This is a genomic window from Ruegeria sp. AA3 (assembly GCF_056542905.1).
On sequence record NZ_JBQGAQ010000002.1, the window covers coordinates 326,852 to 340,664 of the forward strand.

Here is a 13,813-nt window from a genome sequence, read left to right on the forward strand (position 1 = left end):
GATCTCAGTTTGAGGCTGAGCTCAGCGGATCTGCATTCACAGCACCTTCATAGGAATCCAGCGCGGAATCGATGCTACCCGCTGATACAAAGACGTTTGCGACGCCCTTCATAAAGTCTTGAGCACCACCACCAAGCCATTTGTCCGACAATTGCTCTTCGGCTGTCGGGAAACTGAATGTAGCGATCGTTGCTGCAGCATCGCTTGGATCCATACCTGCATCCTTGGCGATGACTGCCAACATATCATCCTTGTTGTCCCCAGCGGCCCATTGCGCATTGGCGTCTGCGGTCACTTTGAGAAACTTCGAGAGCAGTTCCGGTTCTTCTTCGATGAAGGAAGACGGAGCACTGGTCACATCGAAAACAAGAATGCCAAGCTCTTCCTTCTCAGCACCAGTCAGCAAGATATTGCCGTGCTCGGTCATGCGCCGCAGCGCACCACCCCAGCCGCATACCATGTCCAGGTTGCCTTGCGCAAAGGCGGCTGCCCCATCGGCAGGAGCCATATCGACAATTTCCAGCGAGCTTAGATCGACGCCAAAATGGTCCATCTGTGACAAGAAGCCATAATGCGCGGCGGTCCCAATCGGAACGCCAACCTTCTTGCCATTCAGCTCACCTGCATTTGTCTTGTCGATTTCAAGCGCTTCAGCGACGACACAATTGTCATTGTCCGAATAGCTTACCGCGACATCCACGGCCTGCAGATCCTGACCGGCAGACGTGGCTACGACAAAAGGCGGTACACCCTGGCTGACCGCGATCTGAACGTCGCCTGAAGCCATGGCGGCAGACATTGCAGTGCCCGTGTCGAAGGACACCCAATTGATCTTGACCCCCATCTCGTCTTCATAGGTCCCGTTTGCTTTCGCATACTGGAACGGCATCGGCCATTCCAAAAAGTACGCAACCGTTATTTCATCAAGCGCTGCGGCTTGTGAGGCGGTTACAGCGGCAATCCCGGCATAGGCCGTTGTAAGCAGATATTTTTTGATCATTTCGATTATTTTCTCCCTGCTGGTTCCGTCAGTTCGACCATTTCCGATGGTCGACTACGGATCAGTAAGAGAAACCATAGTCGGTAAGGTTCAATTTCGTAAATCAAAAAACATGTTGCGAAAAAACCGTAACTTTGTTTCGCTTTTGATAAATAGTTCTTTGGAAGGGCCTGCAGTGACCAAAAAATCACTTAGCCTCAGATGGCTTGAAATCTTTCAACTGGTCTCGAAATTGGGGTCGATCCAAAAGGTGTCTGTTGAAACCGGTTTGTCAATCAGCACGGTTTCAAATCATCTGCGCAGCCTTGAACGGGCTCTGGACGTGGAACTGGTGGATCACAGCCGCCGACCGATGGGATTAACGCCTGCTGGCACAGTGTTCTCCCGACATGTCCACGAAGGCCTGATGGCTCTGAAACGTGGAGAGGCTGAGCTGCGCTCGGGCAGTTGGCAGCATGCAACTGATTTGCGTTTGGGTTTGATAGATGATTTCGACAGCCGTGTTGCGCCCGATTTGTTTACTCTTCTTTCGGCTCGGCTGCCGCGATGCAGCTTTCGCCACTTTACGCGCCAAAGCCACGAGATCATCGACAAGCTTCAATCGCAGGGTTTGGATGCTGGAGTCGCAACTCGACCTTCCTACCATGTCGAGGGGCTCAAAGAGTTTCCTCTTCTTCGTGATCCCTTCATCGTGATTATTCCACCCGCCTTTGACGGTCCGGTTGAAGACCTTGCAAACCCGGATAGTACTCTGCCGTTTCTGCGATACTCGCGGGATCTCGCCATCGGCAAGCTTATTGAGATGCAGCTTACGCGAAGCAAGATAATTTTACCCAACCGCTTCGAACTTGAGTGCAATCAATCCATTATCGGGTTGGTCGCAGGAGGCAGTGGTTGGACCATCACAACCGCCGCCAGCTACTATCGTGCGCGTCGCTTCCACAAGAACACGCGGGCGATGCCTTTTCCCGGCAAAAGTTTTGCCCGCACCGTGTCGTTATTTACAACGGATGTATATCCGTCATCGACGACCCGGTTGATCCACAACGTATTGCAAAAGCTGATCCGTCAACACGTCACCGAACCTATGATATCGCGGTTCCAGTGGTTGGAAGATGATTTCCGAACAATCCCCACTCCGGCCGAATTGTAAACGCTTCGTCATACGAGCTTAGCCGACGGATGTTTCAGCACGGCAGACGTTGCAGCCGTCATGTACCCGCTAGGTTTCAGCCTCTTGCTCACGGGGGGGCAATTCTTCGATCAACCTTGTCTCAAGCAACTGACCGCTGGAGTAGAGGATCGGCGTCGAAATAGCGGCGATATGACTATTGAATTCACGAAGCGCCCGTAGGGTCTCGAGATGCACATCGCTGGTTTCGAAGCTTTCTGCCATGCCATTTTGCAAACGGCGGAAATGACGTTTTCTGCTGTCACGTTCGGCGCGCTTGATCTCAGTCTTTTCCAAGTTCAGAAGCCGTGCACTTTCCAGATCTTCCGAAATTATGACGTTTGTCGCCAGTTTCAGATTGGCCAGTATTTTCTCGTGCATCTGTTGCACTTCCGACCATCCCTCTGGCGAAAACTGCTTCCCTGTTTCCCGCAATTCACCGGCCAGCACCGTCAGGCGCTTTGCCACCACGTCGCCTGCCGTTTCCAACCGGACTGCATATTCCAGCATATCGCGGGCTGCATCAGAGTTTTTCGAATCCATCTTGTCCGCAGGCAATGCTGCGACAAATGCCCGGATATCTGTCAAGCATTGGTTAACATCCTGATCTATAGCCTGAATTGCCTTAATCTGCTCGGGTTCACCAGATCGGTAGAGCCCCAGCAAGGGGCTGAACATCAACTGCACAAGATCAGCCATTCGAACCAGCTCGCGTTTGAGGGCCGAGATCGCCAGGGTTGGAGACCCCGGCACTTGTGGATCAAGGGCGCTTGCGGGCCGAGCGAGCGGGTTGGCTTCTACGACTGGTTTTTCATCCGGTAGCAGCCGCATGAACGGAGCCTGCAACATTCCGCAGAAGGGTAAAGACAAGATCAGGAGCGAAGCATTGAACGCCAAATGCGCATTGACCAGCATCTGTCCCTGATAGTCGCTGCCGATCATCCCAGCGCGCAAAGCCAAGTTCGCGGCAAACAGGCATAGCACGGCCCAGACCCCGCGAAGCGCAAGATTTGCGTAAGGAATGCGCCGGGCACGTATATCCATCCCACGCGTCAACCAAACTGGAATGAGCGCGCTGCCCAAATTTGCGCCTAGCACCAATGACAATCCGGCAGAGAACGGCAATGCACCTATCTGGACGAGCGTGACGCACATCAAAATGGCCGCAACTGAACTGTGCATGACAAAGGCCAGCGCACCTCCGACAATGAATGCAGTCACATAATCGCGCACGAGATAGTCAGCGATTGCGGGCAAGAACGCGCTGTCCCGGATCGGGTCCATGGCTTCGCGCAAAAACCGCAGAGAAATCAAAATAAAGGCGACACCCATCAGAATTCGACCGATCTGACGTGGCCGCTTTCGTTCGGTTTTGACAAATAACCAACCACCGATGGCCAATAGTAGCGGTACGAGCCAGTCAAGACGGAATGACAGTATCTGAATCACAAGGGCGGAACCAAGGTCACCCCCCAAAACAATTGCCAGACCCGCCGGAAAAGCCAGATATCCGCCCGCCGCGAACCCTGAGGCCAACAGCGCCACAGCAGCCGAGCTCTGTAGAACAACTGCCAAAAGCATCCCCGTCAGGCTGGAGCCCATCATGCTGTTGTTTCGTGTCAGCACACGCTGGAACGAGGCGCCGTAACTCCGCTCGATCCCTGTTCGGACCATTCGAACCGCAAACAGCAAGAGCATTGTGGCTCCGGCCAGTTGAGTAAGAAATACTAGTATTGCCATGCGGTGCGGTCTTTCTGCTGCATCGGCCTGTTTAACGTCCAAATTCTATGAAATTCAAGCACAAACGAGGCAAACAATGGTGGCGATACGACATCTAGCGACTGGCGTCGAAGTACAAATGTATTTGGCAGGGCAGACCAATTGCAAGTCGCATTGCAGATTTTCAAATCAGCGTTTGGTATTTGAGAAACGGGTGCCAGATTTCGATAATTTGATATCAATGTTCGCATGAGCCGCTTAATTATTCGCAGGTATGCCTGTATCTATAGGATTTAAAATGCCGCGCCAATCTGCCCCCAAAGATCTTAGTCTCAAATGGTTGGAACTGTTTCAGATTTGTGCTCAAAAAGGATCGCTGCAAGCAGTGGCGAAAGAAACAGGTCTTACTGTCAGCACAGTGTCGCACCATCTGCGTAATCTCGAAGACCATCTGGGGGTTGAACTGTTCAATCACTCGCGCAGACCAATGGTTCTGACCCCAAAAGGAAAGGCTTTTCTACGAAACATTGACGATGCATTACAGTTGATCCGGATAGCAAAGGCTGAGGCGTCGGCAGGAAGCGTATCCGAAGCCAGCCATCTTCGATTGGGGACCATCGAAGATTTTGACAGCGACATTATACCGGAACTGGCCGTTTACCTGTCATCGAGCATGTCTGCCTGCAATTTCATGTATCACACAGATTCCAGCCATTCGATTATCGAGATGTTGCGAGATCGACAGTTGGACCTGGGAATATCCACCACACCCAGCGAAAGGTCACGTGATCTGCAAGATCGTCCGCTTCTAAGTGATCCATTTGTCATCATATTGCCCAGGGCCAACGAGGCGCCTTTGAGCGATATTGTCAAGGGCCGCACTAAACTTCCGTTCCTGAGGTTTTCCAGCAACCTTTACATCGCGCGTCAGATAGAAGCTCAACTACGGCGGATAGGGATATCAGCCTCTCACAGATTTGAATGCAGCAATAACCAGACGCTGATGTCGATGGTGTCAGCCGGTGCTGGTTGGACCATTACAACCCCACTGCTGTATTCGCGGGCGAAACGGTTTCAAGCCGACCTGCGTATGCACCCGTTTCCAGGTAAAAGCTTTGCGCGCACTCTGGCGCTGATCACGACGCCAGATTGCTCCAGATCCGTTGTAGAATTGGTGGAGGATAAAACACGATCACTGATCAGCAACCGTATCATCGCCCCGCTTTGCGCAGAGATCCCTTGGCTGGCAGACAGTTTCAAATTGATTGAATAAAACCGACCTTAGCTCTTTAGAGATATTAGTTTGTTCCCGGATATGCCCATCCTGATCGACGGATAGGCAAGCGGTGAGAATGGCCTGCAAATCTCTTACGCCCCTGGGTGCTCGCATTCGGGCCTATGATGCTCCGCTCTCTGCCCATGCCTTGGATCGCCCCGGTCTGCGAGCGGACGAAAGAGGTTATCTCGCCCTTTGGCGGTGGAAATGCGCTTCGTGCCCTGCACCATATCGTTAGTGAAAAAGCCCATGTGATCCTCGGGGTGCATGAGGTTGAGCGATTCAACATAATGCTGGTCACTTATGTTGGTCACATGCAGTTTATTACGATATTTTGCTTTTTTATTTCCGATTTTGTGATCAAAAAGGTCGCAGCGCTTGTGATCCACACCGCTGATCGCGCTAATCCCAAAAAAAACGAGCCGGAGGTTGATGCCATGAAATCGCGTACCAAGGTTGTTGTCATTGGCGGCGGTATCGCTGGGTGTTCGACACTGTATCATCTGATCCAAGAGGGTTGGACTGACGTAGTACTGGTAGAACGCAACGAACTAACCAGCGGCACAACCTGGCATTCGGCTGCGCAGGTGACCAATTTTGGCATGAATCAGACTATGGTTGGACTGAAAACGCACTCGATCAATCTGTACAAGGAATTGGCCGAGGATCCAGACTACCCGATCAACTACCATCACGGTGACGGCGGTATCCGGCTTGCCAATACGCCAGAGCAGATGCAGGGTTATCACCACTTTGCGTCCATGGCGCGCGGAATGGATGTGCATTTCGAGATTATAGATGCCGAAGAATGCGCCTGCCGCCACCCGCTGATCTCTACCGACAATCTTTTGGGCGGGCTATGGGATCCCTTGGATGGCGACATCGATCCAGCACAGTTGTGCCAAGCACTGGCTCGCCGCGCGCGCAAAGCCGGGGCCGAGGTCTATCGGAATACGCCAGTTATCGCGCTGACCCAGCACAAGGATGATACCTGGACGGTGCACACCGAACATGGAGATATTGACTGCGATATCGTGGTCAATGCTTGTGGCTATCGGGTCAACGAAGTGGGTGCGATGATGGGTGTGCACCACCCTGTTGCCTCGATGGAGCATCAGTACTTCCTGACCGAAGAGATCGCGGCAATCCGCGACGCAGGTCACCGGATGCCCCTGCTCCGCTGTCCGATCAGTGACTACTATTGTCGGCAGGAAAAGAACGGCTTGCTGGTCGGCTTTTATGAGCAGGATTGCAAAACCTGGGGCATGGATGGGATTGATCCGAATTTTGTTAACGCGCTGTGCCCTGACGATCTGGACCGCGTGACGGATGTGCTGGAGGGCGCGTTTGCCCGGATGCCCGCACTGATGGAAGTCGGCATCCACACCGTCGTGAATGGACCGATCACCTACACGATCGACGGTGCACCTTTGGTCGGGCCGATCCCCGGCAAGCGCAACGCTTTCTGTATCATCGGCCTGCGCGCAGGTCTGGGCGAAGGGGGTGGCCATGGCTGGCTGCTGGCCCAACAGATCGTTCATGGCGAGGCCTGTTATGACACGTGGTGCCTTGATCCGCGCCGGTTTACTGGCCACACCAATGTGGAGCTGACTGCGCTGAAAGCCATCGAAGATTATCAGAATGAATTCCGCTTTCATTTCCCGCACGAACACCGGCCTGCTGGCCGCCCTGCCAAGACAACCCCGCTGACCCCGATCCTCGCAGCAGAAGGGGCCAAATTTACAGTGGTCAACGGTTGGGAGCGGGTCGACTACATCAAGCCTACGCCTGACTTTCACCCAACGCTGAGTTTCAGTTTTGATGAGACCTTTGACGTCGTCGCAGCGGAAATCAGAAACCTGCAAGAAAATGTCGGGCTGGCCGAAGTTAACGGCTTCAACCGTCTGGAAATCACCGGAACCGACCGGCATGAGTTTCTGGATCGGATGATGTGCGGCGCGGTGACGCAACGCGACGGGCGGGTCGGCCTTGGCTATCTGCTGAACTACCACGGGATGGTCAAGGCCGAGGCCACAATCGCCAACCTGCCCTCCAGCGATCGCGGCCCGGCGCGGGTCTGGTACGGGTCCGCCGCCGCCAGCGAATACCATGATATGGATTGGCTGAAGGCGCATCTGCATGATGGCGAGGATGTGCAAATTCGCTCGCTCACCAATGATCAGACCATACTGGTGCTGGCCGGACCCAAATCGCGCGACGTGTTGTCCGCTTGTGCACGAGGAGATTGGTCACGAGACACCTTTCCCTGGCTGTCTGTTCGCGAGTGCTTTGTCGGGTTCGCGCCGGCAACTGTGTTGAATATCAGCTTCTCAGGGGAACTGGCCTACGAGATACATGTCCCGAACGCCTCGCTTTATGCGGCCTATCTGGCGCTCAGAAAAGCGGGTGAGACACATGGCATGAAACTCTTTGGTGCTCGCGCCGTCGAGTCCATGCGGATGGAGAAAGGATTCATGCACTGGAAAGCCGAGCTGCTCACAGAGTTTGATCCGTTTGAGACCGGTTTGGATCGGTTCGTGAAACTGACCAAAGGCGATTTCATTGGCCGAAACGCGTTGCAGGGACGCCTTGAGAACGGTCCGCAAAAGAAACTGGTAAGCCTGAAAATCGAAACAACCATAGCACCTGCACATAGTGGCGCTTCGCTGATGTTGGACGGCGTCGTTGTTGGTACCATCACGTCAGGTGACTGGGGCCACCGAACAGGGTTAAACCTTGCTTACGGCTTTTTGAATCCAGAATTTTCCGAACCCGGCAGCCGAATGCAGCTTGATCTGTGCGGAGAAATGATCGGTGCCGAGGTGATTGCACCTTCCCCGTATGACCCGGACCTCTCACGCGTGCGTAGCTGATCCGGAAGCTACCCGCCGTTCCGATAGGCAGTCGGTGTCTGACCGAATTGAGCCCGGAACGCTCGCGTCATGGCACTGGGATTTTCATACCCGCAGCGGCTGGCGATTTCGGCCACGGACTGCTGGGTTTCGACCGCAAGTTTGCGCGCCAGATTCAGACGCAGACGACGATAGAGCGCCTGCGGTGTTACGCCCAGCTCGGCCAAAACCCGGGTTTCAATCTTCTTCTGAGAACACCCAAGCTGGCGAGCGATATCCTTTATCAATATCGGCGCATCTAACGTGCCCTGCATGACGCCCAGCACCCGAATCACAAGCCTGTCTTCGGATTTCATCTGTGGCGAAGCAGCGCTTGGTTCACCGCGGTTCATCAGAAGATGCGCGACCTCCATCGACAGCAATGGTCCATGGTCCGCAAGGATCAGCGCCGTGGCCAGATCATAAGCCGCCATAGCGCCGGAACACGTGATCCGGTTGCGGTCGATCACAAAGCGCTCTTGCAGGGCATCAACGTCTGGAAATGCCTCTTCGAACCGCGATAATTCATCCCAGTGAATGGTTGCGCGATACCCGTTCAACAGACCTGCATCTGCAAGCAACCAACTTCCTGTATCCAAGCCAGCCAGCCGAGAATGTCGATTTGACGCACGGTGCAAAGCGCGCAACGTTTTTGAAACGGAATGCTCCAGATATCCATATGACGGCATGACGATCAGAGCATCGCCCACTGCGGCCCCGATGGCACCGTGAGGTGCCACCTGTAACCCACTGGAACTTTCCACAGTTGCACCGTCAGGCGAATAGAATTGCCAGGCATAGAGATGCTGCCCCGCCAAAGTATTCGCGGCGCGTAGCGGCTCAACCATGTTGGCAAGGCACAGGTTCGAGAAACCATTGAACAGCAAAAAGTTGTAGGTCTGAGTCAATTTATTCTAACCCTGCATGATAAACTACGATTAGTGCATGTCATAGGCCCAGACAATGCCGTTTCATTCCCAATCAGGCATCAGGGGAACCGCGTTATGCAATTTGGCTTATCCGAAGAACAGGACATGATCGTCTCGACCGTGCGCAGTTTTGTCGAGAATGAGATCTATCCGCATGAGGCCGAGGTCGAACGGACCGGCCAAGTCCCGACCGAATTGGGCGAACAGATCAAGCAGAAGTGCATCGATCTGGGCTTTTATGCCTGCAACTTCCCTGAAGAAGTGGGCGGTGCAGGTCTGTCGCATCTCGACTTCACTCTGGTTGAGCGCGAACTGGGTCGCGGGTCCATGGCATTGACCCATTTCTTCGGTCGCCCGCAGAACATTCTGATGGCGTGTAATGACGAGCAGCGTGAACGCTATCTGTTGCCCGCTGTACGCGGTGAAAAAATGGACGCGCTGGCGATGACCGAACCCGACGCGGGTTCGGACGTCCGAGGCATGAAATGCCAGGCGGTTCGCGATGGCGGCGACTGGGTCGTAAACGGTTCGAAACACTTCATATCAGGCGCAGAACATGCTGATTTCTTCATCGTGTTCATCGCAACAGGTGTGGATGAAACCCCGAAAGGCCCAAAAAAGCGTATCACCACCTTCCTTGTGGATCGGGGTACGCCGGGTTTTGAGGTGCGCGAGGGATACAATTCGGTAAGCCACAAGGGCTACAAGAATTACATCCTGTACTTCGACAATTGCCGCCTGCCAGACGCACAGGTTTTGGGCGAGGCCGATGGCGGTTTCGCCGTGATGAACGAATGGCTTTACGCGACGCGCCTGACGGTCGCTGCCTTCTCAGTCGGACGGGCGCGGCGCTGTTTTGATTACGCGCTGAATTACGCCGCTGAACGCAAGCAGTTTGGCCAACCAATCGGCAAGTTTCAGGGTGTTAGCTTTCAGATCGCCGATATGATCACCGAGATCGACGCCGCCGATTGGCTGACACTCTCGGCCGCATGGCGACTGGATCAGGACTTGCCCTCAAACCGCGAGATTGCATCGGCCAAAGTCTACGCCTCGGAAATGCTGGCGCGGGTGACGGATACCACGCTGCAGATCTATGGCGGCATGGGGCTGATGGACGATTTCCCAATCGAACGGTTCTGGAGAGATGCGCGGGTCGAACGAATCTGGGACGGCACGAGCGAAATTCAACGCCACATCATCAGCCGTGATCTGCTGCGGCCTCTGGGTGCCTGAGGCGTAGATGAGCAAGGATATCTCTCGCCTTCTGCGCCCGAAATCCACAGCGGTCATCGGAGGTGGTGCGTGGTGCCAGCAGGTTATCCAGCAATCCCAACTCATGGGGTATGCCGGGGACATCTGGCCCATCCACCCCAAGGCGGCTGAACTCGCGGGGCACAAAGCCTACGCGCGGCTTGAGGACCTGCCCTCCGCCCCGGATGCCGCCTTTGTTGGCATCAATCGACACGCCACGATTGAGGCGGTACAGATTTTGTCCGAAATGGGCAGCGGTGGTGCAGTTTGCTTTGCATCCGGATTCTCGGAAGCTGTGGCCGAGGATGATACGGGTGGAGACTTGCAATCAGAGTTGATCAAAGCGGCAGGTTCCATGCCCATTCTGGGGCCAAACTGTTATGGCTTTATCAACGCGTTGGACGGGGCGCTGTTATGGCCTGACCAACATGGAGCAGTTCCCGTTGAGCGCGGCGTCGCCATTCTGACCCAAAGCTCAAACATCTCGATCAACCTGACCATGCAGCGCCGTGCCTTGCCCATTGCCTATATGGTGACCTGTGGAAACATGGCACAAACCAGCCAGGCAGAGATCGCTGCAGCGCTGATCGATGACCCGCGGGTCACTGCAGTAGGTCTGCATATCGAAGGCTTCAAGGATGTCCGCGAATGGGAAGCCCTTGCCGCCAAAGCTTTTGAGAAAAGCGTTCCCCTGATCGCGCTGAAGGTTGGTGCGTCTGAACAGGCGCAGGCAGCGACTGTGTCACATACCGCTTCACTGGCGGGCAGCGACGCGGGTGCGCAGGCTTTGCTGAACCGGTTGGGCATACCGCGACTAAGGTCTCTCCCAGAGTTTCTAGAAACGCTGAAATTGCTGCACTGCTACGGACCGTTAACAGGAGCCAACATTGCATCGATCAGCTGTTCCGGAGGCGAGGCAAGCCTGATCGCGGATATGGCAGTTGGCACAGGCCTCAGCTTTCCCAAACTGGGCGAAGACAAAGAAACCCGATTGCGCGATGCGCTTGGTCCGATGGTCGCGCTGAACAATCCGCTCGACTATCACACCTATGTCTGGCGCGACGAAGCAGCAATGGCGAGCGCCTGGGCCGGGATGACCGGGGACGATATTGATCTGACCATCTCGATCGTCGACTATCCAACCACCGACTTGACGGATTGGGCTTGTGCAACGAACGCGGCACTCAAGGTGCGGGAAGAAACCGGCGCACGATTTGCTGTGGCGGCGACCTTGCCCGAGTTGCTGCCAGAGGATGTCGCGCAAACCTTGATGGCGGGTGAAGTGGTTCCGTTCATGGGCTTAAGTGAAACTCTCGCTGCTACTCGGGCCGCGGGTCAGATCTGTGCGCCTTCGCACGAACCAATCTGCTTGCCAGGCGACCTGGAAGCCAAACGAACTTTGACCGAAGCGGACGCCAAGCAGGCACTTACAGGACATGGCCTGCGTGTGCCCCAGAACCGTTCGGTTCGGAGCGCAGAAGAAGCCCAATGCGCGACACACGAGATGAGCGCGCCTTTCGCCGTCAAGGGCGTCGGACTTGCCCATAAGTCCGAACACGCCGCCGTGAGACTGGGAGTTCAGGCCTCTGACGTGCCGAAAGTTGCCGCAGAAATCGGAACCGACGAGATCCTGATCGAAGAGATGATCTCGGGAACCGTGGCCGAACTGCTGGTCGGCGTCGTGCGCGACCCCGCCCATGGGTTTGTTCTGACCCTCGGCGCGGGTGGTGTCCTGACCGAGATCTTGCGTGATACCGCTTCGCTGCTGATACCGACGACGCCTGATGATATTCGTGGCGCGCTCGACGCGCTAAAGATCGCCCCGCTTCTGGCCGGCTATCGCGGCCAACCAGCGGCTGATATAAATGAGATCATTGCCGCTGTTCTGGCCGTTCAGAACTATGTCGTGCACAATGCCGATACGCTCGGCGAGGTCGAAATCAACCCGCTTCTTTGCACGCCGACCCGCGCGGTTGCAGTGGATGCCCTAATCAGAAAGGCCTGAGATATGGACCCGATCAAGACCCGCCGCGAGGGCGCAATCCTTGAGGTTACTCTGGACCGCCCTAAGGCCAACGCCATCGATCTGGCCACCAGCCGCGTCATGGGGCAGGTCTTTGCTGAGTTTCGCGATGACCCCGAATTGCGCGTCGCCATTCTGACTGGTGCAGGAGAAAAGTTTTTTTGCCCCGGCTGGGACCTGAAAGCCGCCGCCGACGGCGACGCGGTGGATGGGGATTATGGTGTGGGTGGTTTCGGAGGGCTTCAGGAACTGCGCGACCTCAACAAGCCAGTCATCGCCGCCGTCAATGGAATTGCATGCGGGGGTGGGTTGGAACTTGCGATTTCAGCTGACATGATTCTGGCCGCAGAACACGCTACCTTTGCCTTGCCTGAAATCAGGTCTGGCACCGTCGCGGATGCCGCCAGCGTCAAACTGCCTAAACGCATCCCCTATCACATCGCAATGGAATTGCTTCTGACAGGTCGCTGGTTCGATGCCAAAGAAGGCCACCGCTGGGGATTGGTCAATGAGATTTTGCCTTCCGATCAGCTCATGGATCGCGCTTGGGAGCTTGCGCGCCTGCTCGCCTCAGGACCACCACTTGTCTATGCAGCGATCAAAGAAGTTGTGCGCGAAGCCGAAGACAGCAAGTTTCAGGATGCGATGAACCGCATCACCAAACGGCAGTTGCGTACGGTAGATGTACTTTACTCCAGTGAAGATCAGCTTGAAGGCGCAAGGGCCTTCGCTGAGAAGCGCGACCCGGTCTGGAAAGGGAAATAACAAACCCATTCGTTTTCAAACTAAGTAAATGAATCCGAGAAGAACAGCCCTTGATCACACAGGTCGAGCTAGTTCATCAAAGTCAGCTCAATTTTTGAGTAGATCATACTTTACACGCCTGAAAATCAGGTCACAAATTGCTTTATGCATATATTTGGGATCAACGTGACCTGATGCAGGACAAAAAATCAGAGACTGAATTGGAGATCGGTCGCACTCTGCAAAGACTGCGGCAAGAGCGAAACCTGACCGTCACAGAACTGGCAACTCAGGCAAACCTGTCGACGGCGATGATCAGCAGAATCGAGAACGGCCACGTTTCGCCTTCTCTTGGCACATTGCAGGCTTTGGCCGATGCCTTGTCGGTATCTCTGATGGCGTTGTTCAGCCATTCCGAGCATACGGCAGACGTTCATCATGTTCCCGCAGGCACAGGGTTGCCGTCGCGGCGGATTACGCATGACCACGCACATGACTACCTGACACTGGGTAAGCACAGCGGGCCGGGCGGGTCCTTTCAATCCGCACGCATCCGTATTTCTAAGCAAGACCAAAACACCTTGCCCAAATACCAACACGAGGGACATGTATTCATATACATGATCAATGGGCGTGCCCGGTATATTTGCGGTGCCGAAGAATTTCTTATGGCAACAGGTGACACGCTTAGCTTTGACGCCAAACTACCACACGGAGTACACGAAATCCTATCGGACGAGATAGAGTTCATTACCGTTTCAACCCGGCCACAGTAATGACCATCTGCTGGCGTCACCGCGCCTGAA

Annotated in this window: 10 protein-coding genes; 7 read left to right on the forward strand and 3 right to left on the reverse strand. The window is 54.8% G+C overall.

What is annotated here, in order from left to right:
• Nucleotides 1-4: 4 nt before the first annotated feature.
• Nucleotides 5-1,000, reverse strand: coding sequence for a taurine ABC transporter substrate-binding protein (locus ACR0JR_RS06010; RefSeq protein WP_010441535.1), 996 nt, complete (start codon nucleotides 998-1,000; stop codon nucleotides 5-7).
• A 175-nt stretch (nucleotides 1,001-1,175) separates the two neighbouring features.
• Between ACR0JR_RS06010 and ACR0JR_RS06015 the strand changes: the two genes are divergently transcribed.
• Nucleotides 1,176-2,153 (forward strand): LysR family transcriptional regulator, encoded by a 978-nt coding sequence (locus ACR0JR_RS06015; RefSeq protein WP_260026931.1) that lies wholly within the window; start codon nucleotides 1,176-1,178, stop codon nucleotides 2,151-2,153.
• Between the two features lie 69 nt (nucleotides 2,154-2,222).
• On the opposite strand, the gene ACR0JR_RS06020 is transcribed toward ACR0JR_RS06015, so the two are convergent.
• Nucleotides 2,223-3,911 carry a Na/Pi cotransporter family protein gene (locus ACR0JR_RS06020; RefSeq protein ID WP_480455409.1) on the reverse strand — a complete coding sequence of 563 codons (1,689 nt, stop codon included), beginning with the start codon at nucleotides 3,909-3,911 and terminating at the stop codon, nucleotides 2,223-2,225.
• A 277-nt stretch (nucleotides 3,912-4,188) separates the two neighbouring features.
• On the opposite strand from ACR0JR_RS06020, the gene ACR0JR_RS06025 reads away from it, so the two are divergent.
• The gene (locus tag ACR0JR_RS06025; RefSeq protein ID WP_480455410.1) at nucleotides 4,189-5,163 is read left to right on the forward strand and encodes a LysR family transcriptional regulator; all 975 of its coding nucleotides are present in this window, start codon (nucleotides 4,189-4,191) and stop codon (nucleotides 5,161-5,163) included.
• Between the two features lie 440 nt (nucleotides 5,164-5,603).
• Nucleotides 5,604-8,039, forward strand: coding sequence for a GcvT family protein (locus ACR0JR_RS06030; RefSeq protein ID WP_480455495.1), 2,436 nt, complete (start codon nucleotides 5,604-5,606; stop codon nucleotides 8,037-8,039).
• Nucleotides 8,040-8,047: 8 nt separating this feature from the next.
• Here the strand turns inward: ACR0JR_RS06030 and ACR0JR_RS06035 are convergent, their stop codons facing one another.
• Complete coding sequence (locus ACR0JR_RS06035; RefSeq protein ID WP_480455411.1) at nucleotides 8,048-8,965, reverse strand: GlxA family transcriptional regulator; 918 nt, start codon at nucleotides 8,963-8,965, stop codon at nucleotides 8,048-8,050.
• A 96-nt stretch (nucleotides 8,966-9,061) separates the two neighbouring features.
• Here ACR0JR_RS06035 and ACR0JR_RS06040 point away from each other — a divergent pair, with 96 nt between their 5' ends.
• The 4 genes from ACR0JR_RS06040 to ACR0JR_RS06055 all read left to right on the forward strand — a co-directional run bounded on the left by ACR0JR_RS06040 (nucleotide 9,062) and on the right by ACR0JR_RS06055 (nucleotide 13,783).
• The gene (locus ACR0JR_RS06040; RefSeq protein ID WP_480455412.1) at nucleotides 9,062-10,222 is read left to right on the forward strand and encodes an acyl-CoA dehydrogenase family protein; all 1,161 of its coding nucleotides are present in this window, start codon (nucleotides 9,062-9,064) and stop codon (nucleotides 10,220-10,222) included.
• A 7-nt stretch (nucleotides 10,223-10,229) separates the two neighbouring features.
• Nucleotides 10,230-12,245: an acetate--CoA ligase family protein gene (locus ACR0JR_RS06045; protein WP_480455413.1), complete on the forward strand. Its 2,016-nt coding sequence runs from the start codon at nucleotides 10,230-10,232 to the stop codon at nucleotides 12,243-12,245.
• 3 nt (nucleotides 12,246-12,248) lie between these two features.
• Complete coding sequence (locus tag ACR0JR_RS06050; protein ID WP_170780469.1) at nucleotides 12,249-13,028, forward strand: carnitinyl-CoA dehydratase; 780 nt, start codon at nucleotides 12,249-12,251, stop codon at nucleotides 13,026-13,028.
• Nucleotides 13,029-13,201: 173 nt separating this feature from the next.
• Nucleotides 13,202-13,783 carry a helix-turn-helix domain-containing protein gene (locus tag ACR0JR_RS06055; protein WP_480455414.1) on the forward strand — a complete coding sequence of 194 codons (582 nt, stop codon included), beginning with the start codon at nucleotides 13,202-13,204 and terminating at the stop codon, nucleotides 13,781-13,783.
• The last annotated feature ends 30 nt before the right edge of the window (nucleotides 13,784-13,813 follow it).